We start from the raw sequence: 24,944 nt of genomic DNA, 5'->3' as shown, positions 1-24,944 counted from the left end.
GCCGCCCGAACGCAATAGCAAAAGCATCCCCAGCCGCCTGCGCTGCTGCGAGGGTGGGCCGGGGATGCTGTCTGCTTGCTTGCTTATATCCGTTCCCTTAAGGCGCGGTTTCCAAAAACTTGGATGTTGGATTCTTGTCTATTGCCGTGCGCATCGCATATTCATTCTCGAACAAGACGACGTAATTGCCCTTCTTGTCCTTCACGAGCGTCGTATTGATCCGGAACTTACCGGGATCGATATTGTCATCGACGATCCAGCGCGCGAATTGGAACTGCATCCGATGCAGCTGAATATCCACGCCGTACTCCGCTTTCATCCGGTGCTCGAATACCTCGAACTGCAAATGACCGACTACGCCGAGAATCGTTTCGTCGAAGTTGCCCGTGGAATGAAACACCTGGATGGTGCCCTCTTCCGTCAGCTGGTCAATGCCCTTCTGGTACTGTTTATGCTTAAGCGCGTTTTTAACTGTTACTTTCGCAAAAATTTCGGGAGAGAACGTCGGCAGCTCATCGAACACGACTTCGCCGCCTTGCGATAAGGAATCGCCGATCCGGAAAATGCCCGGGTCAAACAATCCGATGATATCGCCGGGATAAGCCGTATCCACAATATCGCGGTCCTGCGCCAGAAATTGCTGCGGCTGTGCCAGCTTAATGTCTTTGCCGTTGCGCACATGGCGAACGCTCATGCCTCTTTCGAATTTGCCGGAGCAAATCCGAAGAAATGCGATACGGTCGCGATGCGCCGGGTTCATGTTCGCTTGAATCTTGAACACATAACCGGTGAATTTCTCATTCGTCGGTTCTACCTGGCCTGTCGTGCTGTTGCGCGGTGTTGGCTTAGGCGCCAGCTGCAGGAAGTTCTCCAGAAACGTTTGTACGCCAAAATTGTTCACGGCGCTTCCGAAGAAGAGCGGTGTCAGCTCGCCGGCCTGCACCTTCTCGAAATCAAATTGATCGCCCGCAACATCAAGCAGCTCCAAGTCGCCGATCAGCTGATCGGTCAAATAATCGCCTGCCATCTCGCGGATGACCGGATCGTTATAGTCGCTGACGGGACGAACCTCGATCGTGGAATGGTCATTGCCTTGGAACAGCTCGACCTGCGTTTTCATTCGGTCATAAACGCCGCAGAGCTCGCGTCCCATACCGATAGGCCAGTTCATAGGCACTGCGCGAATTCCGAGAACACGCTCCAGCTCCTCCATAAGCTCGAATGGGCTTTGGCCTTCGCGGTCCAGCTTGTTGATAAACGTAAAAATCGGAATGCCGCGCTTGCGACATACCTGGAAAAGCTTGATCGTTTGTGCTTCCACACCTTTGGCAACGTCAATAAGCATGACGGCGCTGTCGGCTGCCGTTAGCGTACGATACGTGTCTTCACTGAAATCTTGGTGACCGGGCGTATCGAGAATGTTGACGCGGTGTCCCAAATAATCGAACTGCATAACGCTGGACGTTACCGAGATCCCCCGCTGCTTCTCGATTTCCATCCAGTCGGACGTGGCGTGACGGCTGGCTTTGCGCGCCTTAACCGACCCTGCAAGCCGAATGGCTCCTCCGAATAGGAGGAGCTTCTCAGTTAGGGTTGTTTTCCCTGCATCAGGGTGAGAAATAATCGCGAACGTGCGGCGCTTTTCTACTTCCTGTTTAATTTCTTGGCTTAACGTTTGGCTCATGCTTGCCTTCCCTTCATTACGTAAGGTAATCACAGCGATTATTTACCGCTGTTCGATACCCAAATGACGTTATCTTCCTCTTGGCCGTTAACCGGCCACCAATGGAAGCCATCTTCTCCAAGCAGCTGATTCGCTGCTTCCGGACCCCAAGATCCGGCTGGATAAGTTTTCAAATCGCTTTTCTCTTCGCGCCAAGCTTGTGCAATGCGGTCAACGAATGCCCATGCTTGGGAAACCTCGTCCCAACGCGTGAAGTAAGTTGAATCGCCGCGTGCCGCATCATGAATGAGACGCTCGTAAGCTTCCGGCGTATTCAGGCCGATTTGGCAGCTCTGACAAAATTCCATCGCTACCGGTTGAACGGAATTGTTCTCGCCCGGCGTTTTTGCATTTACTTTAATATATATGCCCTCAAGCGGATTTACGCGAATGACGAGCAGGTTAGGAGCCAGATCATGACGCTGCGCGAACAAGACGTTTTGCGGCATCGATTTGAATTCGATGACGACCTCCGTCGTTTTTACCGGAAGACGCTTGCCTGTTCGAATATAGAAAGGCACGCCTGCCCAGCGGAAGTTATCGACAAACACTTTTGCGGCAAAGTAGGTTTCTGTTGTGGAATCTTCACCCACCGAGTCCTCTTGGCGGTAGCCTGGAAGCTCCTTGCCGTGATGGCTGCCTTCGCTATACTGCGCCCGAACGACATTCGAGCGAACTTCATCGCTTGAAGTGTAGTTGCGAAGCGAACGAAGCACTTTAACCTTCTCGTCACGAATATCCTCGCCGTGCAAACGGCTAGGCGGCTCCATTGCAATCATGGTCAGCATTTGCAGCATATGGTTTTGACCCATATCGCGCAAAGCGCCCGATTTATCGTAATAGCCACCGCGATCCTCTACGCCAACCGTCTCGGACAGCGTAATTTGTACGTTCGCAATATGGTTATTATTCCACAATGGTTCAAAAAATGCGTTAGCAAAACGGATAACTTGAATGTTTTGCACCATTTCTTTTCCGAGATAGTGATCGATCCGGTAAATTTCTTCTTCCTTGAACACTTGGTTGATTTGCTCGTTCAGCTTTTGAGCCGACGGTAAATCATAGCCGAACGGCTTCTCGATCACGACGCGATGCCAGCCGCTTGACTCCAGCAAGCCGCCGTCGCGAAGATTGAACGATACCGGTCCAAATAGGGATGGCGCAAGGGCTAAATAAAATAAACGGTTGCCAGGAATGTTGAACTTCGCATCCAGCTGCTCCGACAATTTGCTCAGCTCGCGGAAGCCCTCTACGTCGTTAATATCCAGCGACATGTATACGAAATGCTCTGCAAAACGATTCCAAAGCTCGGCATCGTCCGCTTTGTAACGACAAAATTCAACGATAGATTCATACAGGTCAGAACGGAATTGTTCATTCGTCCGCGGACGTCTAGCTAGACCAACAACGGCAAAGTTTTCCGAAAGCTTGCCTTCTTTATATAAACTGAAAAGGGCTGGAAACAGCTTACGCCGAGCCAAATCGCCCGTTGCTCCGAACAGGTAATAAACAGCGCCCTCGGCGGAGACGGATTCAAGATTATTAGTATATGTCATTTGCCTCATTCTTTCCCTATGTATTTTTATACAGCTTCACATGATATGTAGTTTAGCATATCCAGTTACAATTCGCTATTCAACTGATCATAAAAAATACTGATAAGATACGTTACTTATTCTAATCAGATCAGGTTTTATTAGGAATTTCCCGCTTTGAAAACGCTGTATTCACCTGTAATGACAGGTATTCCGATCGTCAATGCGGTATTTTCACTATTTGTCTCTTTATGCAAGGCGACTTGCAAATTTGCAGATTTGCCGTTTTCGACAGCAACCGACATGCGCAGCAGACGGGTATAAAACGTCTCGCTTATCGTTCCTGCATCCTCATACCGATCTACTGATTTAGCCTCTGCCACTCGCGTCAAACGTTGAAGGGCCTGTTTTTGCTTGGTATACCCTTGAACCTTCATGCTGCTGGTAAAGGCAGGTGAGATCAGGGCAAGCTTCGCGGAGATGTCTGACGCGGCATCCATCAATATTTTTTTTTGGATCAGCGGCGATAGCGCGGTATCAAGCAAAACCATAACCTGCTCGGTTTGCTCTTCCGTTTGTACGAGATGAATCGATATGCTGCCGCCGTATTGGGGCATCGTGCCGGATACCGTTTTTCCTTCATTTTGCACGACCTTGCTGATTGCCGTCCCTTCCGCCTCCGTGAAGAGCTGCTGGACAACTTCCTTCATGGTTCCCGCTTTGCCCGTCACATTCCATCTAATCGCCCAGTCTGCCCCCTCTGAGCCGTTTTTAAGCTCATCATCGCTCCAAGTCCACAGCGCTTCTAAATCATGCTGTAGCTGCTGCTCTGCCACCGTGGTCTCGCGCGGCGCACGATCAGCCTGCCAAAGCGCCCATGCGGCGCAAACCGAGATGACGGTCAAAGCAAGAATAATGCCAACCTTCGTTCGTTTCGCGCGCTGCTTGGCTGACATTCGATGCTGAGCTGGCATTGCCTTATTCGGAATGTACATGTTTTTTCGCTCCTGTCCTTACGGAATGGGTAAACATCCATACACGTTCGCCTGTAGGTGAATACACTGTTTGCAGGAATGATTAAATGGAGGTGTCATCAGCGAATGGAACCTATTTTTCCATTACATGAGGAAGTCGTTAACCGCTATTGCGGATATCCTGTATGTGTCGTCATGCAAGACGGTTCGCGCCATATAGGCATACTCAGCTCCTGCGGAGGCGGTAAAGTTCTGTTAAACGCAGAGGCGGGCGGTTTGGAAGCGAATGTGACGCAATTGCAGGCACCTGTTTCAAAAAAGAAAAAAGGCGGTAAAGGTAAAAAAGAGCTTCCGCAGCAATCCGTCCAGCCGCAGGCCCAAACGCAGGCTTATCCTTATGATCCATATTATTACGGGCCGCAGCCGTACTATCCTTGGGGCGGCGCGCTCGCACTCGATTTTGCGCTTATCGCATTTCTGTTTTTATTGCTGTAAACGGCGAAGCGGCGAGCTCTGCGGAGAAGCGCCGCTTTTCCTAAAAATAAGTTATCTCTTTGACAGGTTTCGCCAGCCTTTTCAGGCATGGCATAGTATGCTATCGCTGCATCAATCATTGAAGTTTGAAAGGAGTTTGCTTATGGGCTCGTATTCCCGTTCCATCCGTAGAATCGATCGTACCCCTGCCTATGAACCCGTGCAAGCCGTTACACCTTACGCTTATTATCCTTATCGAGATGCTGAGCCTCAACAGGCTCCTGATCAGGAACAGGAATGGAACCGCATCTACCGGCAAGCAGCCAGCAGCGCAGCCTCCTGGATCCAGACGACGAGAGATGCCCAAGACCGTTTGGAACAGCTCGCGAACAAGCTAAGCCAAGAATTAAACAATGATCAGCCGATCAAAGAAAGCCTACATAGTTTAATTACGCTCCTCAATCAACTGGAAACGTCATATACGCAGCGGGCCGGCGATCTGACCCCCGAGCTTTGGTCAAGCATAGAGCTGGCTATGCGGCATCCTGCCGCCAAAGAGATTGGCTTGTCACGCAGCGCGAGCGATGACGGGCAATGGAGCATGAATGATGCTGCCTCGGGCCGATTCGATTCTGCCGTGCAAAATGCCGATCGGTTGAAACGGCTTTTGCTGGGCTCCAGCGGTTTACTGACTGACCTGAAGCTGGCTTTAGCCTATACCGAGCAGCAAAAGCCATCCGAGCTGCTGCAGTCCAGCTTAACGTCTACCCTTCCATATGGAGACAACTTTAACTCCATACAAAACTATTCGCCGGTACCCTATGCCGGTTTAATTATTAATCAATATATATAACCTTTGGCAGTCCATATAAAAAATGCCCTCTGTCCTGAACGATATGCAGGACAGAGGGCTCTATCCGTTTATCGATAGATCATGCTTAAACTCTGAATAATATTCAATTCACGCTAGAAGCAGGTGCTACGTAACATATTCGCCTTAAGTGGCTCTATATCCTGCCATTAAAGTTTATTTTTTCCTATATTAATAAGAATTGAATCTCAAGGAATTAGGATAACCTCGATTAATGCTCCGGCTTCGGCACCCCTCGGACCGGAAGGAATGACTGCTAGTGCCTCAGCCTCCGCGATTGAGGCCATCATGCTCGATTTGGAGAAGGCAAGCGGGTCTGCATGCAGGCTTCCGTCTGCTTGGCTGATCAAGCGTGTACGGACGAAACGCTCATGCGGACACGGCTTGTCTACTGCTGTGAGCAGCTTTGCCCTTACCCTCTGCGGCAGCGACTCCGTTACGCCTTGAATCCGAAGCAGCGCCGGCCGGACGAACAATTCAAATCCCACAAAGCATGCTCCCGGATTTCCCGACAAAGCAAACAGAAGCTTCCCGGCGATTACCGCTGCGGACGTCGGGCTGCCCGGCCTCATCGCGACGCGGTCGAAAAGCACTTCCGTCCCCGTCCTATGAGGAACGGCCAACGTGCCTCCGGCTTCCGTCGGATCAGTCTTCGCATATCCTAACGTTTCCTTCGGCTGGAAGCCTGTGCCCTTCTTGATCGATCGGAACAGGTCTGCCATGACATCATAATCTCCCACAGACACGCCCCCGGTTGTCACAATCAGGTCGGCATCCATCCATGCTCTCTCAAGCGCAGCTTCAACCGCTTCTGGCTCGTCCGGCAGCGAGCCCAGCATAATCGGATCCGCGCCGCTCTGCTCGATCATTGCCGCGACCATCCAGCTGTTGCTGTCGCGGATCCGGCCCGGCGCCAGCGCCGCCCCAACCGGCAGCAATTCGCTGCCGGTTGCAAACACCGCTATGCGCGGTCGCTTCCGCACGGCCACCTCGGCATAGCCGAAGGTGCCGAGCAGCGCCACATGGCCCGGCCGCACAAGCGTGCCGGGCACAGCCAAAGCGCCCCCGAGGCGAAACTCCTCGCCCCGGGGCGCAATATGCTGGCCTGCGGCGGCGGCATGCTTGATCAGCACCGCCGGCGAGCCGCACTCCAGCATGGCTTCCGCGGTCTGCTCAAGCATCACGACCGCGTCAGCCCCCTCAGGCACGGCCGCGCCGGTCATGATGCGCACGGCAGTGCCCTTCTCTACGGCCGCGAGGGCGAGCCCGCCCGCCGCGACCGCGCCAATGACGCGCAGCGTCGCCGGGTGCTCCGGCGACGCTTCCGCGATATCCGCCGCGCGCACGGCGTAGCCGTCGAGACCCGAGCGCGCGAAGGGCGGCCAGTCGCTGGTCGCAACGACCGTTTGCGCCAGCCTCCGGCCGCCAGCGGCCCGCAGCGGCACAAGCTCGCTGCCGAGGCTCAGCCCATCGGCCGCAGCCAGCGTGCGGCGCTGCGCCTCTTCTACCTTCACCGCGCGCCGGTTGAACCGGCTCTCCTTTTCATTCCCGCGTGCCCCGTTGCTGCCATCTGTTTTCATTGCCATCACCCGCTCCTATAGCCGTTTGCTGAACAACACCTGCAGCTTATTCAGCATTCATTTTACAATGTATGTTAAACTATTGGCAATTACGGTCATTACGCCCCCATGAAGGAGATCGCCATGCCACTCATCGTTCAAATCGTCGGATACAAAAATACCGGCAAAACCACATTGGTTTGCCGGCTGACAGAACGTTATAAACAAGCAGGTTATAAAGTCGGGACGATTAAGCGCGATGCGCATGATTTTCAAATCGATACGCCCGGAACCGATACTTGGAAGCATCAAGAAGCCGGGGCAGATATGACGGCGATCACTTCCTCCGAACGCACAGCGGTTTTGATGCGCCATCCCGTTCCGCTGGATCAGTTGATTGCGCAAATGTCCGAGGTGGACGTTATTCTCATCGAAGGCTTCAAAGACGCCGCGTATCCCAAAATCATTATGATTCGCTCAGAGCCGGATTTGGAGCTGCTGCAGACGCTGCAAAACCCGCTCGCAGCTGCCGTCTGGCCCGAGTCCTGCCTTGCTGAATCAGCCGGTTTAACCGTAACCGCAATTGAAGTCAATCATATCGAACAGTTGTACCAAAAAGTGCAGTCGTTATCGCTTCCAACCTAACAGAATTGTTAATCCGCAATCCCTTGTTTAAGGGCATAGATAGCCGCCTGCGTGCGGTCATCCACATCAAGTTTGTTAAAAATATTCGTAATATGGAATTTGACGGTTTTTACGCCAATGAACAGCTCGTCGGCGATTTCCTGATTGGATCTGCCCTGTGCTACCCGCTTCAGCACATCCATCTCGCGATCCGTCAGCTCGTCATGCAGCGGAGCTTGCTCCTGCTGCTTCGGCTGCCGGAAGCGGTTCATCATTTTCGCGGCCACCTGGGATTCCAATACGGACTGTCCGCGCGCAGCCGCTCGTATCGCGTCCGCAATTTCCGTCGCCCGTGACGTTTTCAGCAAATAGCTGAACGCTCCTGCTTCTATGACAGGATAAAGCTTGCTGTCATCCAAATAACTCGTAAGTACGATGACTTTGCAATCAGGGTAAAGCTCCAGCAGCTTTGCGGTCGTCTCTACGCCATCCATGCCATCCATCACTAAATCCATTAAAACCACATCCGGCCTGTACGCCTGTGCTAATCGAATGCCGTCCAACCCGTTGCTCGCTTCCCCCACAACCTCGATACCGTCCTCCGTGTCCAGCACTGCCGCCAGTCCGATCCGTACCATTTCATGGTCATCGACGAGCAGAACCTTTATCGGTTGACCCAATTGCTCCATTGCCTCCACACCTTACACCGCCCCTAATAAAAAAGTTAAACTTTACTATCCGTTTCGTTAAGCTAATGATCTCATTGACCGTCGGCCGGAATCCAAATTTGAATGACCGTTCCTTCGCCGGGCTTCGATATCATTTGCAGGGAGCCTCCGAGCTCAAGCACCCGCTCCTGCATGGTGAGCAGTCCGTACGAGGTCTGCTTCTTCGCCTCCAGATCAAAGCCCACGCCGCTGTCCTGCAGGCTCATATGCACTTGATTGCCTAATCGGATCAATTGAATAGCCATGCTGTCCGCTTTGGAATGCCTGAGCGTATTAGATAAGGCCTCTTGCGCGATACGGAACAGATGGTCTTCGGCATTTGGCGAGAGAATGATCGTTTCATCTACCTCGAGCGTGATCGTCATCGGTACCTTCTGCTTCAGCTCATCCACCAGCACCGTAAGCGCCTGCCCAAGATTTTTTCCGTCCAAATGAACGGGCCGAAGATGAAGCAGCAGCGCGCGCATCTCCGATTGCGCAACGGCAGCCATTTCTTCAATAAGCTGCACCTGGCGCTTCGCCCGCTCCCAGTCCCGGTCAATCGTGCGGCTGACGGCCGTCGCCGTCATGGAAATGGCGAATAGCTGCTGGCTAACGGCATCATGAAGCTCGCGTGCAAGACGTTGGCGCTCCTCGATGACAGCCGTAAACTTAACTTTCTCCGTCCAATTGGGATCAACCTGCTCCTGCTCCGAAATTTCGTTCTCCGTCTTCTCGCCATTACTGAGCGTAACCGTAAATCGACGCTTCATTTGCTGTTCGGTCAGCCGTTTCAGCGATTCCTTCAGCTTGGAATTTTGCAAATAGCCGTTCAAAGCAGCCGCTGCAAGCCCCGCCCCGACAATCGTCAAACCGATGACCGCCCATTTCCCCTGCAGCGTGACGAGCTCGACGTAACCGATCCCCTGCAGCACGATAACAACCAAGCTGATGATAATCAGCAGCCACAAAACCGTTTCCGTCGCATTGCGTCTGCGGGCCGCATGATTCGGCTGGTCCCTGTTATTGCCTTGCTCCATACGGCTCACTTCCTTCTATGTACTATTTTAACCTTAATCGTATTCTTATGTAATATAAATTCATCCTAAATGCCCTTTTCCTATGAGTTAAGCCAGACAAATGAAAGAGCAGACCGTGATCCGGTCCGCTTCTTTCTGGCGCGTTATAGTTCTACTCTTCAGTCGGTGCTTTCGTTAAAGAAGCTGTAGGATTCAGCTTGTTTTTGAGCGCCTGCAGCTGCTCATCAACCTTGATTTGCTTCTCGGCGTCAGCCGCATTAAAGCTGCTTGTCGCGCCGCTGTAAGAATAAGGTGTACGAAGTACGTCCGCTTCGGCTTCCAGCTGCATGATTTTCTCTTCCATACGGTAGAAGCCGCGTGATGCAGAGCCGCTGTCGATCGTATGGTTAGATGTAAGCTGCGCCATTTGTTTTTGCGCTTTTGCTACTTGCGCACGGGAAGCCAGCTCATTGCGCTTGTTGCGCAGTTGGTAGAACTCTTCCTTCATCGTGTGCAATTGCTGCATCAGTTCCTCTGCTTGCGATTTCGATTGCGCATGCAGCTCCACATATTCCGTTACCTTTTGGTCAAAATACAGCTTTTCTTCCAGCAGCTTGCGGGCAAGCTCCTCTTGGCCTGCTCTAAGAGCCGCTTCTGCTTTCGATTCGCGGTCAGCCGCGCTGCGCACCGTTTCTTCCAGGCGCTGCTTCATCCGGCGTTCATTTGCCATTTGCTTCGCTACCGTAACCTCTGCTTGATGAATTTCGGACTCCATGTCGCGCAGGTATTGGTTCAACATAATAATCGGATCTTCAATTTTGTCCAATGCCTCATTTACCGATGCCTTCGTCATATCTTTCATGCGTTTGAAAATTCCCATATTAAAAATCTCCCTTCTCGTATTTAGCAATTTTGGCTTTCAATTCTTCTATTTCGCGGCGCAGTGCTTTCTTCTCCAAATCATCCATCATGCTGTCAAACTGCGATGATGTCGGTTGCTGAGGCGCTGGTCCTTGCGTATTCCACGAGCCTGGCGCCTGCGGCGGGTTTTTGTATGGACCGCCAAACGGCGTATTGGGTTGATGGCCGTATCCTGGGTTATAGCCTACGCCGTAACCGTTACCGAAGCCGTTTGGTCCAAAATTAGAATAGATCGGCGGTTCTTTAGGTACAACCAAGCCTGCCAATAAATAAACCAGGATAACGCCGCCGCCGGTAATGACTGTTACAATAATAAGTAGAATCCGCAGCAATGTCGCATCAACGTTTAACATTTCAGCTAATCCGCCGCAAAGACCGATTATCTTCTTGTCGCGTGTAGACCGGTACATTTTTTTCAAGACGACCATCCTTCTTTCTCGAGCTTGCGTTTCAGCTGCTCAAGCTCTCGTTCTATAACGGATTGTACGGTGTTACCCGCTTCCGTTACGAATTCTTGCCCCATTCTGCGGATGTCGCGCAAGCTTTTCGCTTCATGCTCCATGCCGCTGATCCGATCCTCAAGCCTTCTGAACACCGCGCCTGACTGAATGCCCTGCTCACCGAAGCCGTTTGCGTAACGGCTGTTCATCCGCTGCTGCAGTCTCAGCGATTCCATGCGAGCCGCGTAATATTCGCGCTTGTCGTACACGGATTGGTATTCGCTCCGCATCTCGCGAAGCTGTTCTTCAAGATCCTGCGTATTTAAGCGGCTTTGCTCGAACAGCTCACGATATTGGATCGATCGCTCCTCACAGCTTGCCTTCTCATGCAATGCGATTCTTGCCAGCTGCTCCTCGCCTGCTTTCAGAGCCGTCAACGCTTGATTTTCACGGCGTTCCTTCTGCTCTTCGGCTTGCAGCCACTGAGCTTTCAGATGATTGCTGTGTCCCGCATATTGCTGGTACAGCTTCTCCGCTTGGATAATATCTTCTCTCGTAGACCAGAGGAATTGATCGATCATCCGAACCGGATCCTCTGACTTCTCGAGCCGTTCATTTAAAGTGGCGACCGTAATGTCGCGTACTCGTTTCATAATACTCATTCCATGTCCTCCTTAACGTTTTGCGGTGCAAAACCCATTTATACTTTTCAAGTCTGTATTTTCATTCGCAGCTTTTAGTAGGCTCTGCGTTTGTCTTTCTTGAAAAGGCTCACGCCTGCTGCGATCAATCCGATTGCCAGCAGCAGCAAAATGACGCCGCCAAGCTTGCCTAGAACCATCATACCGCCGATTACGATAAGTATGCCGCCAATCCATTTCTTGTTGTTCATCCAACCGACAACGCCAAGTCCGATTAATATGAACGGCAGCAAGAATCCGAATATAGCACCGAAATGAACACCTACAAAATTAAGTACCGCGATACTTCCGATGATGACAAGCAGTACGCCCAATGCGCTTTTTCCATTCATCTCCGCTTTCACTCCTTTCAACAATTAAATTCATTATTTTTGTTTTGTGCCTTGATTGCGTTGCTCTTGCTTATGTACTTAGTTTAGATCAATTTTCCCTTTTATAAAACGGACCTTCGGCGGTTTTGACACTGGACTTAGGTCGAGTCAGCAGCCCGCCTTGCGGTGCAAAATCCGTCTTATCCCCTTTTTTACAGCTTTGGCTGACGCTCTTTTGTTATATCGGCCCTTTCCAAAAATGCCGGCAACGCGATAATCGCACGGCCGGCACTTCTATCGTATAACAATTATTTACTAGCTAGATACCGATTGAATTGCTTTTGCTTCTCTGCAATAATCTTCTCTATCCCCGCAGCTTTCAAGCTATCCCTGTATTCGGGCAATACTTTATCGACGTCGACCGATCCTGTTTCCATCGCGGTTTGATATTGCCTAGCGACATTAACGACGGCTGCTACCTCTGCCCTGACCTGATCTCCGTCAAATACGAAGCCAAGACCGGGAGAGATCTTCGCGTTTTGATTAAATTCCCTGAATACATTCCACTTCTCGGGATTCTCGCTATCCCATACATAATTTAAGAACTGATTTCCGAACATCCAATTGGAGCCTGGATTATAATTCTTAGTGTACTCGGTCGGTTTGATCACAAGCTCATTAAGCTTTACATAATGCTTGCCTTCGATGCCGTAATTAAGCAGATTGTTCAGGTATGGGTCCGTATGGAGCAGATTGATAAACATCATCGCGCGCGCCGGGTCCTGCGAGGTTGAGGAAATAGCAAGCATGGAGCCTGCCGTTTCTGATGTCGCTATCGTTTTTTCATTGAGGGGCAGCTGTGCCAGCTTGCCGATAAGACCCGTTTGAATCGCCAGCTCCTCATCCTTGCCCGGTTTTAAGGCGGATGTAATGGAAAACACATCTCCGGATTTCAGCGCATCGTTATTCATCGTCTGGTTTGTAGCGGCATCCTTGTTTATGTAGCCTTTCTGATAAAATTGGCGCGTTATTCGCAGCGTATTCACATAACGGTCAACCTCATAGGCCGGCAAGACTTCCGTGCTGTCCCCATCCTTCAGAATGATTCCTGGAATCGAGGTATCGCCCAGCGCATCAAAATTTCCGACATAATGTGAATTAAACGTTTCTCCCAGCTTCATATAGATAGGCGTCATGCCCGGTTTTTGGGCTAGGATGGTCTGGTACACTTCATCTAAGTCTTCAAGCGACTTTACCTTAGACATGTCGATGCCTAGCTCATCAGCAATATCTGAACGATAGACGATGCCGCCTTGCGCAGCCAATTCCTTGTTCGTCGGAACCGCATAATTTTTCCCTTCTATTTTAGCTCCTGCAAGAAAAACAGGATCAAGCGATTGCAAAATCCCTTGTCCGTACTGCTCGAGCAGTTCATCCAGCTCTAGGAAAGCGCCTTTCGACACATTGACCGCATGCTTATTCCATTGTGCCGTAAATAAAATATCAACCTTCTCGCGCGAAGCGACCATCAGGTTGATTTTATCATCCCATGGTCCCCATTCAATCGGCATGAGATCGATTGTTGCATTTATTTTGGTCAATAGATATTCATTCATTGCCGATTCGATCTCTGCCTCATCCTCCTGCGGAGATCCCGGGTACACAAATCTTAACATATAGCTTTTCAATTGGTGATCATTGCTTTCTCCGTCGCTAACGGCGTTTGATGATGAAGCGCTTTCATTGTTGCTCTCAGCTTCTGGGCTGCTGCTGTTTTTTAACGGGAGATTCATGCCTGTGTGATTAGAGCAAGCGCTTATTAGAGATAAGCAAGCCAGCAAAAGCATCCATGCACGCATCAACTGGCGCGTCGTTCGGGTCATTATCGAATTGCCCCCTCGTGCGGTGTTGAATTGCATTTGTTAGCTTAATTGTAAGGAATACACAAAAAATTGCAAGTATAAGAATAAGGGCTTTCGATACCCTCTCCGCAAAATCCTTGAACTTCTACATATAAAAAATACCCGCGCCTATGAAAGGCGCGGGGTTCGATATTTAGAGAATGGCTATTTATTTACTTGCTCGCCAGAAATGCATCGAATTGTTTTTGCTTCTCAGCCACAACCTTGTCTACGCCAGCATCCTTCAGCTTTTTCTCGTACTCAGCCAACGTTTTGTCTACGTCCACAGAGCCCGTTTCGAGCGCTCTTTGGTATTGGCGGATGACGTTAGCTAGTGCGCCGACCTCCGCTTTTACCGGTTCACTGTCAAATACGAAGCCAAGACCCGGCGATACCTTAGCGTTTTGGTTGAATTCTTTGAACTTCGCCCATTTATCCGGATCCTCAGTATCCCATACGTAATTAAGGAACTGATTGCCGAACATCCATGAGGAGCCCGGGTTGTAATTGCCAGTGCTGCCGGTTGCTGTTATGATTTCGCCGTTTTTCGTGTAGTGCTCGCCTTCGATGCCGAAATTCAACAGATTGTTGATTTCTTTGTCCGTGTGCAGCAGATTGATCAGCATCATAGCACGGGCCGGATCCTTGGAAGTGAAGGAAATACCAAGCATGGAGCCTGCCGTTTCAGACGTGGCAACCGTTTTTTCATTCATCATAATTTGCGCGAGCTTGCCGGAGAGTCCGGATGCGCTTGCTACCTCGGCGTCCTTGCCTGGCTTCAATGCTTCCAGCGTCGAGAATACGGTTCCGGCTTTCCATGCATCTGCGGAGGAAACCTGAGTCGTTGCCGCATCCGCATTAATGTATCCTTTTTTGAAGTAATCGCGGGTAATGTTCAGCAATTCCTTGTACCGGTCGATTTGCTCTATCGGCATAGCCTTAGTATCATCTTTATCCTTTAGAATGGCGCCTGGAATCGTCGAATCTCCCAAGAAATCGTAGTTCGCGAAGAAATGGGAGTTAAATGCGCCAGCCGTCGTATAAAGCGGAGTCAGATCCGGTCTTTTGGCTTTAACTACGGCATAGACGGCATCCAGATCCTGCGGCGTCTTCACATTAGTCATATCGATGCCAAGCTCATCTGTTACATCTTTGCGGTATACGATTCCTCCAGCAGCCGCGAGCTCTTTATTCGTCGGTATGCCGTAGTTTTTACCGTTGATTTTCGAGCCTTCGATAAAGGCCGGGTCTAATGAATCCGTAATGCCTTTTCCATACTGCTCGAGAAGGTCTCCGAGCTCTAGGAATGCTCCTTTTGCTACGTATTTCGCATGTCCGTTCCATTGCGCGGTGAATACAATATCCACTTCTTCTTGGGAAGCAACCATTAAGTTAATCTTGTCATCCCAAGCGCCCCAATCGATCGGTCTCAGATCGATTGTTGCATTGATTTTTTCCGTAAGCAGCTTGTTTAAGGCCTCTTCTATCTTTTTCTCGTCTGTCTGCGGCGTACCTGGATATACAAGTGATATTTGATATGGCTTTAATTCCGATGCTGGCGGCTCTTCCTCCGTAGTTGCCGGTTTTTCCGTTTCAGCTGCGGATTCCTTCGTTGGCTCTGCATTGTTTTTAGCATTGTTACCTGAGCATCCTGACACAATTAGTACGATGGTCATCATCAACAGAAGAAGCATAGATGTTTTTTGTTTAACTTGCTTCATAACGGGTGGACCTCCCTCAAAAATTAGGTTATATGCTAAACCGGAATAACCGGCTACAGCCACGTTAACGGCGAAATTGTAATTAACCTTTTACGGCGCCCACAGTCAGCCCTTTGACAAAATACTTTTGGAAGAAGGGATACGCGAATATGATTGGTCCGATTCCGACGACGACCATCGCCATCCGGACTGTCTCGCTCGGGAATTTGAATGTACCGCCTGCTGCTGTAATTGCCGCTGCGGCCGTACTGTTATTTGCAAGGAATTGGATGTTGAGCATCGTCTTATACATCAAATATTGAACGGTGATGTTGCCGTCCTTCGTGATGAACACGAGACTAAGGAACCAATCATTCCAATACGTCAAAGTCTGGAACAACGCCACTGTCGCCAGTACTGGAAGCGACAAAGGCAGTACGATTTTCGCAAAAATCGTTAGCTCTCCCGCCCCGTCAATCTTCGCAGACTCCAGCACCGCGGCTGGAATTGTCGTCTGGAAAAAGGTGCGGATAATCAAGACGAAGAACGCAGCCACCAGAAGCGGCATGATGAGTGCCATCAGCGTATCCTTTAGCTCAAGCGTCTGGACATACACCAAATACCAAGGCACGAGTCCGCCCGAGAACAGCATGGTGAAGAAAACAAAGAAGGTGAAAAATTTCGCGTGGGGAAAATCGGCTCTCGATATCGGATAGGCGTATAAGGCCATAATGACTAAACTCAGGGTCGTACCTACAATGGTTACAAAAATCGAAATGCTGTAAGAGCGGATAATTTGGGTCGCATCCTTGAACAAAAATTGATAGGCGCCCAAATCAATCTTCGAGGGAATGAATTGGTAGCCGTCACGCACGACGGCTGCCTCGTCGGTAATCGAAACCATGACGATCAGCAACAGCGGTATGATGCATAATAAGGAATAAATAATAAAGAAAACATTGATGCCTAGAGAAGCCGGCACGGACAATTGGTTTTTGGGATTCGACCCGGATGCTATGGCCTCGGTTGCTTCCATAGGTTCACCTCCATAAGATTTTCATAGAAAAGCTAGATTTGGCAGGCATTTCTTAAAACAAGGCATTTTCCTTGTTAATTCGGCGAACCACCCAATTGGATAGAAAAACAAGCGTGAAGCCGACAACCGACTGCAGCAGACCTGCTGCGGATGAAAGCCCGATGTCGCCAACGGTGAGGAACGTCCGATATACGTAGGTGTCGATCACGTTCGTGACAGGGAACAGTACGCCCGATTCTCTTGGCACTTGGAAAAACAATCCGAAATCCGCATTAAAGATTTTGCCGATCTGCAGCAGCGTCATAATGGTTATGACCGGCATAATAAGCGGTATGGTGATGCTCGTCATCTGCTTCCATTTGCTGGCCCCGTCAATGGTAGCTGCCTCGTAATATTCATCATCGATACCGATGATCGCGGCCATATAAATCACGGTGAAGTAGCCCATGCTCTTCCATGTGTTAACGATAGGCAGAACGTATGGCCATACTTCCTTCGTGAAATACCATTGGACGCTTTCCAGTCCCAAAGCCGGAAGAAGCGAGCTGTTTAAGTAACCATGTTCATCGCTCATGAAGCCAAACACGAGGTAGCTGATCACGACCATAGAGAGGAAATAAGGCAGGAACATAACCGTTTGATGCAGCTTGGCAACGAATCTGTTTTTTATTTCATTGAGCATGATGGCAAAGGCTAACGGGAATATGAGATTCAAAACGATGAACCCCGAGTTGTACAGCAAGGTGTTCCGCGTAATAATCCAAGCATCCGAAGTTTTGAACAAATACTCGAAATTACGAAGGCCGCTCCATGGGCTTCCCAAGATGCCATCCGCGTAATTGATATTTTTGAATGCGATAATGATGCCAAACATCGGTATGTAATTGTTTAGTACCAGCAATGCGATAGCAGGCAGCATCATCACGTAGAACATCCAATATTTTCGGATAATACGGATATGAGTTAACTTTTTGACCGAACTCTTTGGAATATAGGCAGCTGTTACCGCTTCTGTCGCAGGTTTCGCCATCGCCTTCCCCCTCCTCTTTCTAAAACGCTTTGTGGTTTTTCGTTATCTTCATTGTATAAAAAAAAGACGCCGACATCTGTCGGCGCCGTGACCGCATTAACGGTCCAGTGACTTTTTATTTATACATTTTGAAATTTTTTGCGATATTCCTGCGGAGTAAGTCCCGTTGTTTTTTTAAACAGCTTGGAGAAATGCGAAAAATTCCCGTAACCTACGTTTATGGCGACGTCGCTGACCCGGTGATTCGTTTTCTCGAGCTCAATGCGCGCTTTCGCTATCCTTATCCGAACCAAATAATCCGTTAAGGAATAACCAGTCTCCCTGCGGAATAGACGTGACAGGTACGCGGGATTCAGGTACACGGCTTCGGCTGCCTGCTCTCTGCTGAACTCCTCTCCGAGATGATCTTCCATGTAGCGCTGTACTTTCTCCACAACCTGGGATACATCCTTCCCGTTCCGGTTTGCGTATTCCGTAATTTGCAGACTTAGCTGCTGTGTCCATGTCCGCATCCGTGGCAGCGACTTAAGTATGTTCTCGCCTGCCTCCCACTCTCTATGCTTGAACACATCGGTCATCTGCACCGATTTTTTATTTAGCCATTGAAATAACATATTCATATACCCGTAATAAAACGAGGCCATATACGTATAGTCTACTTTTGATTCCTGCATGAGATCAAAACATTCGTCAATGCGCTGCGAAAGCTCTGCCTGCTTGCCAGACTCCAGAAGAAGAGACCAATCTGAGAAGGGAACCGCTTGGGGAACGCTTAGCCCATGCTCCGGCATTTGATCCCTTTCCGTAAGGATCGCGCAGGTATTGCTGATATTGCTGCGTTCCATTGAAAGCAGCCCCTGTACGGCGGCACGAAGCTGCTTGACCTGCCCGGACTCTCCGATATAACAGGAGAGCGAGCAATTCAGCATTCTTTTACACTGGTCTATAAATGATTTGCATCGCTCGGAAATGAACTCCACCGTTAGTCCTTCTCTATCCTCACAGCCATAAAATAACGCATAAAGAATCCCGCTGCCGTCCTGTACGATATGACCAGGCGAATCCTGAAGCACAAGCTCCTCCGCAGCATTCTTTATGCCGTAGGTCATGATTTCCTCATCCCTAGCAGACCATTCCTCGCGCCATTGTTCAATGCTGATAAGTACGACCCGAAGGTGACTGTCTGCCTGAAGCGGCAGCCCATAGGTTTGCAGCGCGTCATCCAGCTGCTTCGGTGCCGCCGACAGCCGGTAATGCAGCACATCCTGCCAGAAACGTTCGATTAATATGGGACGCTGCTTGTTCCACTGCTCGTAGAACAGGCTGTAGGTTCCTCGGATTTTGGCAAGCTGCTCCAAATCGCGAACTTTGGCCAGCGCTTCATGGATGCATGCCTTCAGTGCATTATGATCGATGGGCTTGAGCAGATAATCGAAGCAATCCAACTGAACCGCCTGCTGCGCATACTTAAAATCCGCATGGCCGGTTAGAAAAATCGTCACGCTGGAGGGAGAATGCTCATTTACCCATTCCAGCAAATCGATCCCGCTTAGGTTAGGCATGTCAATGTCCGAAAGCATAATATGGATCGTATGCTCGCTAAGGATCGCCTGCGCCTCCTCTGCGTCATACGCCGTGTATATATTGGCGATCGGCAGCGTTGACCAGTCAATGCCTTCCACGATTCCGCGAATCGCTATTTCTTCATCATCAACGACTAATAAATTATACAACGGCTCTCGCCCCTTCCATGAGCTTAGGAAACACGATCACGACGATTGCTCCGCTTCCCTCCGTTTGATTAGCAAACGTGATTGAGGTGCGATCGCCATACAGAAGCTGAAGCCTGTGGATGACATTCATAATGCCTAGACTGCTTGTCTCGCCTTCCTGCAGCGGCTCTTTGTTCTGCAGTCTCTCTAGAACCTGCGGGTTAAAGCCCGTACCATTGTCGCTGATAGACAGCGCAAAGCCATGGTCTGCATCCATTCGTGCCGTAATTTTAATCTGGAAAAGCTGACGCCTATTTTTGAATCCGTGAATAATCGAATTTTCAACAAATGGCTGTATCGTCAAGGCTGCAATCGGATAATCCAAAAGTTCATCCATGCCTTCAAATGTGCATTGAAGCTTATCCGGAAAACGGATTTTCTGTATCGTAATATAATTTTCAATATGCTGCAGTTCTTCCTTGAGCATGATCGTATCGCGATTTGCTTTCATGATAAACCTAAAATAATCAGCAAGATGCAAAGACATCTTTTTGACCGTTTCCGTATCGCCAAGCGCTGCTAAATTATAAATAATATTCAAGCTGTTCATATAGAAATGAGGATTGATTTGGGCTTGCAGCTGCTTTAGCTCCCCTTGCTTCACGCGAAGCTGCTCCTCGTATACATCGATTTTTAAGGTTTTGATTTGCTCGGCCATTATATTAAACGTATTGCCCAGAAACTCGAATTCCAGCGATTTGTTTTTCTTCAGCCTGACATCCAGCATGCCAAGCGAGATTTTTTTCATCCCTAAAATCAACTCATGCAGCGGTTTAAAAAGCATATTCCGCATAAAGAATAAGTAAATAAGCAATATCGCCAAAAAGCCTATTGGGGCAAATAACGTGGCATTTCTAAAAAACAACAGGTTGCGCAGCAGCGTCTCCTCCGGAATAACGACACGGTATGCGATATTAACCATATCGCTCATTCGGTTCATTACGAGATAGCTATCGCCTGTCTTGCGGTCCGTCAGCGATTCGTACGGCTCCTTTGATATTTTATAGCTGAGCTCAAACGGAGCGATATTTTCTGTAAGTGACTGGACGAGCTGCTCACCCTCCCGCAAATATATGCCATTATGCCCGATATCCCCGTCGCTCCACTGGATCGAAAGCATCCTATTGATGTCCTGAATCTTAATCATCGCTCCTACATATAAGCCATCGGAAACCTTAATGAAATTGATCAGAAAAAACTTTCCCGGCATACGTTCATCCGCCCTTACCTCCCAGGTATGCTGGTCATTCTGCAGCAGATTAACTTCCGTTGTCATCTCATCCATATGTGTCTTAATTATTTTCTTCGTATCGTTATATACGCTGTCCGTTCCGAAAATTATATCGTTTTTGTGATACAGAAAAACGGCATCAATCAAATTATAGACGCCAACGTCACGGTTTAGCTTGGCATCAATTCGAATTTTTGTTAGCGTGTAGCCGTCACTGTCCATCGGAAAAGACATAAGCAATCCGACATCGGAATCAAGCACCGACATTTTATATAGATAATCATTGATTTGCGATAAATTATGGTCTGTTTGTCCGACGTAAATATCGAGTGTGTTCCGGTAGGTCTGCGATACCTTTTCACGAACGATATCACGGGAATAACTATTATTAATTAACATATAAATCACAACCGGCAGCATAACTGCCATAAAACCGATAATGAGACGAGTCCTGATTGATTTACCGAACCTCACGTACCGCTTTCCCCCTAACATGTGTCGAACCATTTCTAATTCTACCATTTAAAGCGCTTTCTTGATATCCTATAAAAATATGAGATTCATCGTCTATTTTACATTGGCTTTTAGTTTAATAGCTTAACAAGCGAAGGGAAATAAGTATAGATCCAACGCAATTGAAGAGCAGCATTTAAAAATAAACACAAAAAAACTCTTGAGATATAAATAATCTCAAGAGTTTGTCATTTAAAAAGTGGTGCCGATGAGAGGACTCGAACCTCCACGGTTTCCCTCACGATTTTGAGTCGCGCGCGTCTGCCATTCCGCCACATCGGCAATTAGGTAAATATGGCGTGCCCTAAGAGATTCGAACTCCTGACCTTTTGATTCGTAGTCAAACGCTCTATCCAGCTGAGCTAAGGGCACATATTGTAATGCAAAAGAAATTGTGGAGGCGCCACCCAGACTCGAACTGGGGGTAGAGCTTTTGCAGAGCTCTGCCTTACCACTTGGCTATGGCGCCAAATTAATGGAGCGGAAGACGGGAATCGAACCCGCGACCCTCGCCTTGGCAAGGCGATGCTCTACCGCTGAGCCACTTCCGCATATAAATGGCTGGGGATTCAGGGATCGAACCTGAGAATGACGGAGTCAAAGTCCGTTGCCTTACCGCTTGGCTAATCCCCAACAAAATACAAAACACATTTTAAAATTAATGGGGCGATCGAGGGGAATTGAACCCCCGAGTGTCGGATCCACAAACCGATGCGTTAACCACTTCGCCACGACCGCCATATTCAAATATTTAATTGGCAGGGGCAGCAGGAATTGAACCCACACCAAAGGTTTTGGAGACCTTTGTTCTACCTTTAAACTATGCCCCTAAGGTAAACTGGTGGAGGATGATGGATTCGAACCACCGAACTCAGAGAGAGCAGATTTACAGTCTGCCGTGTTTAGCCACTTCACTAATCCTCCATGTGGTGCCGTCGAGAGGACTTGAACCCCCAACCTACTGATTACAAGTCAGTTGCTCTACCAGTTGAGCTACAACGGCATATTCACTTGTGTTGCTTGTACAAACTAAATGGTGGCTCGGGACGGAATCGAACCGCCGACACGAGGATTTTCAGTCCTCTGCTCTACCGACTGAGCTACCGAGCCTGATGTTGTTTTGAATGGCGGAGCTGACGGGATTCGAACCCGCGGTCTCCTGCGTGACAGGCAGGCATGTTGGGCCACTACACCACAGCTCCACATCAAATTCTCGGAAACTTCCGAATGGTAAAGATTTTTTTTGGTTGCGGGGGCAGGATTTGAACCTGCGGCCTTCGGGTTATGAGCCCGACGAGCTACCGGGCTGCTCCACCCCGCGTCGTTATTATTTAAATGGTGGAGGCTGACGGGATCGAACCGCCGACCCTCTGCTTGTAAGGCAGATGCTCTCCCAGCTGAGCTAAGCCTCCGTGTTGAGCGACCTTTATATCATATCATAGGCTTTTCGCTCTTGTCAATAACATTTTAAGAAGTTTTTGGTGACCCGTAGGGGACTCGAACCCCTGTTACCTCCGTGAAAGGGAGGTGTCTTAACCACTTGACCAACGGGCCTTACTGGCAGAGAGGAAGGGATTCGAACCCTCGAGACCCGGTTAGAGCCTACACGATTTCCAATCGTGCTCCTTCGACCACTCGGACACCTCTCTATAATGGCTCCCCGAACAGGACTCGAACCTGTGACAACTCGATTAACAGTCGAGTGCTCTACCAACTGAGCTATCAGGGAATAAATCACTTTCAAAGCGAATTGCGCCCTGAAAACTGGATACGAAAATTAGGTTTGCTGAAACCTTTTTAGCTGCTGTCTGCCGGATGTATGGGTCCAAGCAAACGTTTTAGGATAAGCCCTCGACCGATTAGTATTCGTCAGCTACACACATTGCTGTGCTTCCACCCCGAACCTATCAACCTCGTCGTCTTCAAGGGGTCTTACATACTGGGAAATCTCATCTTGAGGGGGGCTTCACGCTTAGATGCTTTCAGCGCTTATCCCGTCCGTACTTGGCTACCCAGCGGTGCTCCTGGCGGAACAACTGGTACACCAGCGGTACGTCCATCCCGGTCCTCTCGTACTAAGGACAGCTCCTCTCAAATTTCCTGCGCCCGCGACAGATAGGGACCGAACTGTCTCACGACGTTCTGAACCCAGCTCGCGTACCGCTTTAATGGGCGAACAGCCCAACCCTTGGGACCTACTTCAGCCCCAGGATGCGATGAGCCGACATCGAGGTGCCAAACCTCCCCGTCGATGTGGACTCTTGGGGGAGATAAGCCTGTTATCCCCAGGGTAGCTTTTATCCGTTGAGCGATGGCCCTTCCATTCGGTACCACCGGATCACTAAGCCCGACTTTCGTCCCTGCTCGACTTGTAGGTCTCGCAGTCAAGCTCCCTTATGCCTTTGCACTCTTCGAATGATTTCCAACCATTCTGAGGGAACCTTTGGGCGCCTCCGTTACATTTTAGGAGGCGACCGCCCCAGTCAAACTGTCCACCTGACACGGTCCCTCTGCCGGTTTCACGGCAGCAGGTTAGAACTCCGATACGATCAGGGTGGTATCCCAACGTCGCCTCCACACAAGCTGGCGCTCATGCTTCTCAGGCTCCCACCTATCCTGTACAGATCGTACCAAAGTCCAATATCAAGTTACAGTAAAGCTCCATGGGGTCTTTCCGTCTTGTCGCGGGTAACCTGCATCTTCACAGGTATTAAAATTTCACCGGATCTCTCGTTGAGACAGCGCCCAAGTCGTTACGCCATTCGTGCGGGTCAGAATTTACCTGACAAGGAATTTCGCTACCTTAGGACCGTTATAGTTACGGCCGCCGTTTACTGGGGCTTCGGTTCACAGCTTCGGGTTGCCCCTAACCGCTCCCCTTAACCTTCCAGCACCGGGCAGGCGTCAGCCCGTATACTTCGCCTTACGGCTTCGCACAGACCTGTGTTTTTGCTAAACAGTCGCTTGGGCCTTTTCACTGCGGCCCCCTCGGGCTATTAACCCTACCGAGGCACCCCTTCTCCCGAAGTTACGGGGTCATTTTGCCGAGTTCCTTAACGAGAGTTCTTCCGCGCGCCTTAGCATGCTCTGCTCGCCTACCTGTGTCGGTTTGCGGTACGGGCACCTTCACCTGGCTAGAGGCTTTTCTTGACAGCCGGAGTACATGACCTTCGCTACTATAATTTTCGCTCCCCATCACAGCCCAGCCTAATAGTGTGCGGATTTGCCTACACACTAGCCTCACTGCTTGGACGGGCTATTCCATCAGCCCGCGTCACTGCCCTTCTGTGTCACCCCATTGCTCATAACGGTTTACGGTGGTACAGGAATTTCAACCTGTTGTCCATCCACTACGCCTTTCGGCCTCGCGTTAGGTCCCGACTTACCCTGAGAGGACGAGCCTTCCTCAGGAACCCTTAGGCTTTCGGCGGACAAGATTCTCACTTGTCTTTTCGTTACTCATACCGGCATTCTCACTTGAATACAGTCCACCAGTCCTCACGGTCCAACTTCAATCCGTATTCAACGCTCCCCTACCCAAGTACCATAAAGGTACATGTCATAGCTTCGGTGGTGTGTTTAGCCCCGTTACATTTTCGGCGCAGAGTCACTCGACCAGTGAGCTATTACGCACTCTTTAAATGGTGGCTGCTTCTAAGCCAACATCCTGGTTGTCTTTGCAACTCCACATCCTTTCCCACTTAACACACACTTGGGGACCTTAGCTGATGATCTGGGCTGTTTCCCTCTTGACAATGGATCTTAGCACTCACTGTCTGACTCCCGAGTAGCACGTCTATGGCATTCGGAGTTTGACTGGACTTGGTAACCCTTGGCGGGCCCCGCACCCAATCAGTGCTCTACCTCCACGACGCTCATTCCTCGAGGCTAGCCCTAAAGCT

19 protein-coding genes, 16 tRNA genes and 1 rRNA gene (1 of these 36 cut by a window edge) are annotated in these 24,944 nt (G+C 49.7%); 3 read left to right on the top strand and 33 right to left on the bottom strand.

Features of this window, described 5'->3' with window-relative positions; all coding sequences use genetic code 11:
- Positions 1 to 97: 97 nt before the first annotated feature.
- From ACN6MW_RS20210 to ACN6MW_RS20200, 3 genes are all read right to left on the bottom strand, one after another.
- Positions 98 to 1,684 (bottom strand): peptide chain release factor 3, encoded by a 1,587-nt coding sequence (locus tag ACN6MW_RS20210; protein WP_308999241.1) that lies wholly within the window; start codon positions 1,682 to 1,684, stop codon positions 98 to 100.
- A gap of 38 nt (positions 1,685 to 1,722) precedes the next feature.
- Positions 1,723 to 3,279, bottom strand: a complete 1,557-nt coding sequence (zwf, locus tag ACN6MW_RS20205) for a glucose-6-phosphate dehydrogenase (protein ID WP_364144345.1) — start codon at positions 3,277 to 3,279, stop codon at positions 1,723 to 1,725.
- A 140-nt stretch (positions 3,280 to 3,419) separates the two neighbouring features.
- A complete protein-coding gene (locus tag ACN6MW_RS20200) occupies positions 3,420 to 4,253 on the bottom strand; it encodes a YwmB family TATA-box binding protein (RefSeq protein ID WP_419871784.1) in 834 nt (277 codons plus the stop codon).
- Between the two features lie 105 nt (positions 4,254 to 4,358).
- Between ACN6MW_RS20200 and ACN6MW_RS20195 the strand changes: the two genes are divergently transcribed.
- Positions 4,359 to 4,727 (top strand): hypothetical protein, encoded by a 369-nt coding sequence (locus ACN6MW_RS20195; protein WP_419871783.1) that lies wholly within the window; start codon positions 4,359 to 4,361, stop codon positions 4,725 to 4,727.
- A 142-nt stretch (positions 4,728 to 4,869) separates the two neighbouring features.
- Positions 4,870 to 5,559, top strand: a complete 690-nt coding sequence (locus ACN6MW_RS20190) for a hypothetical protein (protein ID WP_419871782.1) — start codon at positions 4,870 to 4,872, stop codon at positions 5,557 to 5,559.
- Between the two features lie 206 nt (positions 5,560 to 5,765).
- On the opposite strand, the gene glp is transcribed toward ACN6MW_RS20190, so the two are convergent.
- Positions 5,766 to 7,157: a gephyrin-like molybdotransferase Glp gene (gene glp / locus ACN6MW_RS20185; protein WP_419876400.1), complete on the bottom strand. Its 1,392-nt coding sequence runs from the start codon at positions 7,155 to 7,157 to the stop codon at positions 5,766 to 5,768.
- Between the two features lie 123 nt (positions 7,158 to 7,280).
- Here glp and mobB point away from each other — a divergent pair, with 123 nt between their 5' ends.
- Entirely contained in the window at positions 7,281 to 7,781 is a 501-nt protein-coding gene (gene mobB, locus ACN6MW_RS20180; protein WP_419871781.1) for a molybdopterin-guanine dinucleotide biosynthesis protein B, read from the top strand.
- An 8-nt stretch (positions 7,782 to 7,789) separates the two neighbouring features.
- Here mobB and ACN6MW_RS20175 read toward each other — a convergent pair whose 3' ends face one another.
- From ACN6MW_RS20175 to ACN6MW_RS20035, 29 genes are all read right to left on the bottom strand, one after another.
- Positions 7,790 to 8,449, bottom strand: coding sequence for a response regulator (locus tag ACN6MW_RS20175; RefSeq protein ID WP_419871780.1), 660 nt, complete (start codon positions 8,447 to 8,449; stop codon positions 7,790 to 7,792).
- A 71-nt stretch (positions 8,450 to 8,520) separates the two neighbouring features.
- The gene (locus ACN6MW_RS20170; protein ID WP_419871779.1) at positions 8,521 to 9,507 is read right to left on the bottom strand and encodes a sensor histidine kinase; all 987 of its coding nucleotides are present in this window, start codon (positions 9,505 to 9,507) and stop codon (positions 8,521 to 8,523) included.
- Between the two features lie 151 nt (positions 9,508 to 9,658).
- On the bottom strand, positions 9,659 to 10,366 hold the full coding sequence (locus tag ACN6MW_RS20165) for a PspA/IM30 family protein (protein ID WP_364144364.1): 708 nt from the start codon (positions 10,364 to 10,366) through the stop codon (positions 9,659 to 9,661).
- 1 nt (position 10,367) lies between these two features.
- The gene (locus ACN6MW_RS20160; protein WP_419876399.1) at positions 10,368 to 10,817 is read right to left on the bottom strand and encodes a PspC domain-containing protein; all 450 of its coding nucleotides are present in this window, start codon (positions 10,815 to 10,817) and stop codon (positions 10,368 to 10,370) included.
- Positions 10,818 to 10,822: 5 nt separating this feature from the next.
- Positions 10,823 to 11,509, bottom strand: a complete 687-nt coding sequence (locus ACN6MW_RS20155) for a PspA/IM30 family protein (protein ID WP_364144367.1) — start codon at positions 11,507 to 11,509, stop codon at positions 10,823 to 10,825.
- A gap of 74 nt (positions 11,510 to 11,583) precedes the next feature.
- Positions 11,584 to 11,880, bottom strand: coding sequence for a LiaF transmembrane domain-containing protein (locus ACN6MW_RS20150; protein WP_364144370.1), 297 nt, complete (start codon positions 11,878 to 11,880; stop codon positions 11,584 to 11,586).
- Positions 11,881 to 12,167: 287 nt separating this feature from the next.
- Positions 12,168 to 13,742 (bottom strand): ABC transporter substrate-binding protein, encoded by a 1,575-nt coding sequence (locus tag ACN6MW_RS20145; protein WP_419871778.1) that lies wholly within the window; start codon positions 13,740 to 13,742, stop codon positions 12,168 to 12,170.
- Between the two features lie 191 nt (positions 13,743 to 13,933).
- Positions 13,934 to 15,481 (bottom strand): ABC transporter substrate-binding protein, encoded by a 1,548-nt coding sequence (locus tag ACN6MW_RS20140; protein ID WP_419871777.1) that lies wholly within the window; start codon positions 15,479 to 15,481, stop codon positions 13,934 to 13,936.
- Positions 15,482 to 15,563: 82 nt separating this feature from the next.
- Positions 15,564 to 16,496, bottom strand: coding sequence for a carbohydrate ABC transporter permease (locus ACN6MW_RS20135; protein WP_364144378.1), 933 nt, complete (start codon positions 16,494 to 16,496; stop codon positions 15,564 to 15,566).
- A gap of 52 nt (positions 16,497 to 16,548) precedes the next feature.
- Complete coding sequence (locus ACN6MW_RS20130; protein ID WP_364144381.1) at positions 16,549 to 17,526, bottom strand: ABC transporter permease; 978 nt, start codon at positions 17,524 to 17,526, stop codon at positions 16,549 to 16,551.
- 119 nt (positions 17,527 to 17,645) lie between these two features.
- Positions 17,646 to 19,259: a helix-turn-helix domain-containing protein gene (locus tag ACN6MW_RS20125; protein ID WP_419871776.1), complete on the bottom strand. Its 1,614-nt coding sequence runs from the start codon at positions 19,257 to 19,259 to the stop codon at positions 17,646 to 17,648.
- The gene (locus ACN6MW_RS20120; RefSeq protein ID WP_419871775.1) at positions 19,252 to 21,003 is read right to left on the bottom strand and encodes a sensor histidine kinase; all 1,752 of its coding nucleotides are present in this window, start codon (positions 21,001 to 21,003) and stop codon (positions 19,252 to 19,254) included. The genes ACN6MW_RS20125 and ACN6MW_RS20120 overlap by 8 nt, the downstream gene beginning before the upstream one ends.
- 239 nt (positions 21,004 to 21,242) lie before the next feature.
- Positions 21,243 to 21,324 (bottom strand) — tRNA-Leu (locus ACN6MW_RS20115).
- 13 nt (positions 21,325 to 21,337) lie between these two features.
- Positions 21,338 to 21,414: transfer RNA gene (locus ACN6MW_RS20110), tRNA-Arg, on the bottom strand.
- A gap of 23 nt (positions 21,415 to 21,437) precedes the next feature.
- Positions 21,438 to 21,511 (bottom strand) — tRNA-Cys (locus tag ACN6MW_RS20105).
- Positions 21,512 to 21,518: 7 nt separating this feature from the next.
- Positions 21,519 to 21,593: transfer RNA gene (locus ACN6MW_RS20100), tRNA-Gly, on the bottom strand.
- A 7-nt stretch (positions 21,594 to 21,600) separates the two neighbouring features.
- Positions 21,601 to 21,675, bottom strand: a tRNA-Gln gene (locus ACN6MW_RS20095).
- Between the two features lie 29 nt (positions 21,676 to 21,704).
- Positions 21,705 to 21,780, bottom strand: a tRNA-His gene (locus tag ACN6MW_RS20090).
- An 18-nt stretch (positions 21,781 to 21,798) separates the two neighbouring features.
- Positions 21,799 to 21,872: transfer RNA gene (locus tag ACN6MW_RS20085), tRNA-Trp, on the bottom strand.
- A gap of 9 nt (positions 21,873 to 21,881) precedes the next feature.
- A tRNA-Tyr gene (locus ACN6MW_RS20080) sits at positions 21,882 to 21,966 on the bottom strand.
- A gap of 3 nt (positions 21,967 to 21,969) precedes the next feature.
- A tRNA-Thr gene (locus ACN6MW_RS20075) sits at positions 21,970 to 22,045 on the bottom strand.
- A gap of 31 nt (positions 22,046 to 22,076) precedes the next feature.
- Positions 22,077 to 22,152, bottom strand: a tRNA-Phe gene (locus ACN6MW_RS20070).
- 15 nt (positions 22,153 to 22,167) lie between these two features.
- Positions 22,168 to 22,244 (bottom strand) — tRNA-Asp (locus ACN6MW_RS20065).
- A 42-nt stretch (positions 22,245 to 22,286) separates the two neighbouring features.
- A tRNA-Met gene (locus ACN6MW_RS20060) sits at positions 22,287 to 22,363 on the bottom strand.
- Positions 22,364 to 22,378: 15 nt separating this feature from the next.
- Positions 22,379 to 22,454, bottom strand: a tRNA-Val gene (locus tag ACN6MW_RS20055).
- 67 nt (positions 22,455 to 22,521) lie between these two features.
- Positions 22,522 to 22,596 (bottom strand) — tRNA-Glu (locus ACN6MW_RS20050).
- 4 nt (positions 22,597 to 22,600) lie between these two features.
- A tRNA-Ser gene (locus ACN6MW_RS20045) sits at positions 22,601 to 22,691 on the bottom strand.
- A 4-nt stretch (positions 22,692 to 22,695) separates the two neighbouring features.
- Positions 22,696 to 22,771, bottom strand: a tRNA-Asn gene (locus ACN6MW_RS20040).
- Between the two features lie 110 nt (positions 22,772 to 22,881).
- A 23S ribosomal RNA gene (locus ACN6MW_RS20035) occupies positions 22,882 to 24,944 on the bottom strand (it continues 871 nt past the right edge of the window).

Source organism: Pristimantibacillus sp. PTI5 (assembly GCF_048572955.1).
Taxonomy (GTDB): domain Bacteria; phylum Bacillota; class Bacilli; order Paenibacillales; family Paenibacillaceae; genus Pristimantibacillus.
The sequence above is the reverse complement of the archived record's forward strand: the minus strand, read 5'-3'. Positions and strand labels throughout refer to the sequence as shown.

Coding starts and splice junctions, on each gene's coding strand:
- ACN6MW_RS20150 (WP_364144370.1), bottom strand. CDS start 11,880: ATGAATGGAAAAAGCGCATTGGGCGTACTGCTTGTCATCATCGGAAGT.
- glp (WP_419876400.1), bottom strand. CDS start 7,157: ATGAAAACAGATGGCAGCAACGGGGCACGCGGGAATGAAAAGGAGAGC.
- ACN6MW_RS20140 (WP_419871777.1), bottom strand. CDS start 15,481: ATGAAGCAAGTTAAACAAAAAACATCTATGCTTCTTCTGTTGATGATG.
- ACN6MW_RS20210 (WP_308999241.1), bottom strand. CDS start 1,684: ATGAGCCAAACGTTAAGCCAAGAAATTAAACAGGAAGTAGAAAAGCGC.
- ACN6MW_RS20190 (WP_419871782.1), top strand. CDS start 4,870: ATGGGCTCGTATTCCCGTTCCATCCGTAGAATCGATCGTACCCCTGCC.
- ACN6MW_RS20200 (WP_419871784.1), bottom strand. CDS start 4,253: ATGTACATTCCGAATAAGGCAATGCCAGCTCAGCATCGAATGTCAGCC.
- ACN6MW_RS20145 (WP_419871778.1), bottom strand. CDS start 13,742: ATGACCCGAACGACGCGCCAGTTGATGCGTGCATGGATGCTTTTGCTG.
- ACN6MW_RS20195 (WP_419871783.1), top strand. CDS start 4,359: ATGGAACCTATTTTTCCATTACATGAGGAAGTCGTTAACCGCTATTGC.
- ACN6MW_RS20165 (WP_364144364.1), bottom strand. CDS start 10,366: ATGGGAATTTTCAAACGCATGAAAGATATGACGAAGGCATCGGTAAAT.
- zwf (WP_364144345.1), bottom strand. CDS start 3,279: ATGACATATACTAATAATCTTGAATCCGTCTCCGCCGAGGGCGCTGTT.
- ACN6MW_RS20130 (WP_364144381.1), bottom strand. CDS start 17,526: ATGGCGAAACCTGCGACAGAAGCGGTAACAGCTGCCTATATTCCAAAG.
- ACN6MW_RS20160 (WP_419876399.1), bottom strand. CDS start 10,817: ATGTACCGGTCTACACGCGACAAGAAGATAATCGGTCTTTGCGGCGGA.
- mobB (WP_419871781.1), top strand. CDS start 7,281: ATGCCACTCATCGTTCAAATCGTCGGATACAAAAATACCGGCAAAACC.
- ACN6MW_RS20175 (WP_419871780.1), bottom strand. CDS start 8,449: ATGGAGCAATTGGGTCAACCGATAAAGGTTCTGCTCGTCGATGACCAT.
- ACN6MW_RS20170 (WP_419871779.1), bottom strand. CDS start 9,507: ATGGAGCAAGGCAATAACAGGGACCAGCCGAATCATGCGGCCCGCAGA.
- ACN6MW_RS20155 (WP_364144367.1), bottom strand. CDS start 11,509: ATGAGTATTATGAAACGAGTACGCGACATTACGGTCGCCACTTTAAAT.
- ACN6MW_RS20135 (WP_364144378.1), bottom strand. CDS start 16,496: ATGGAAGCAACCGAGGCCATAGCATCCGGGTCGAATCCCAAAAACCAA.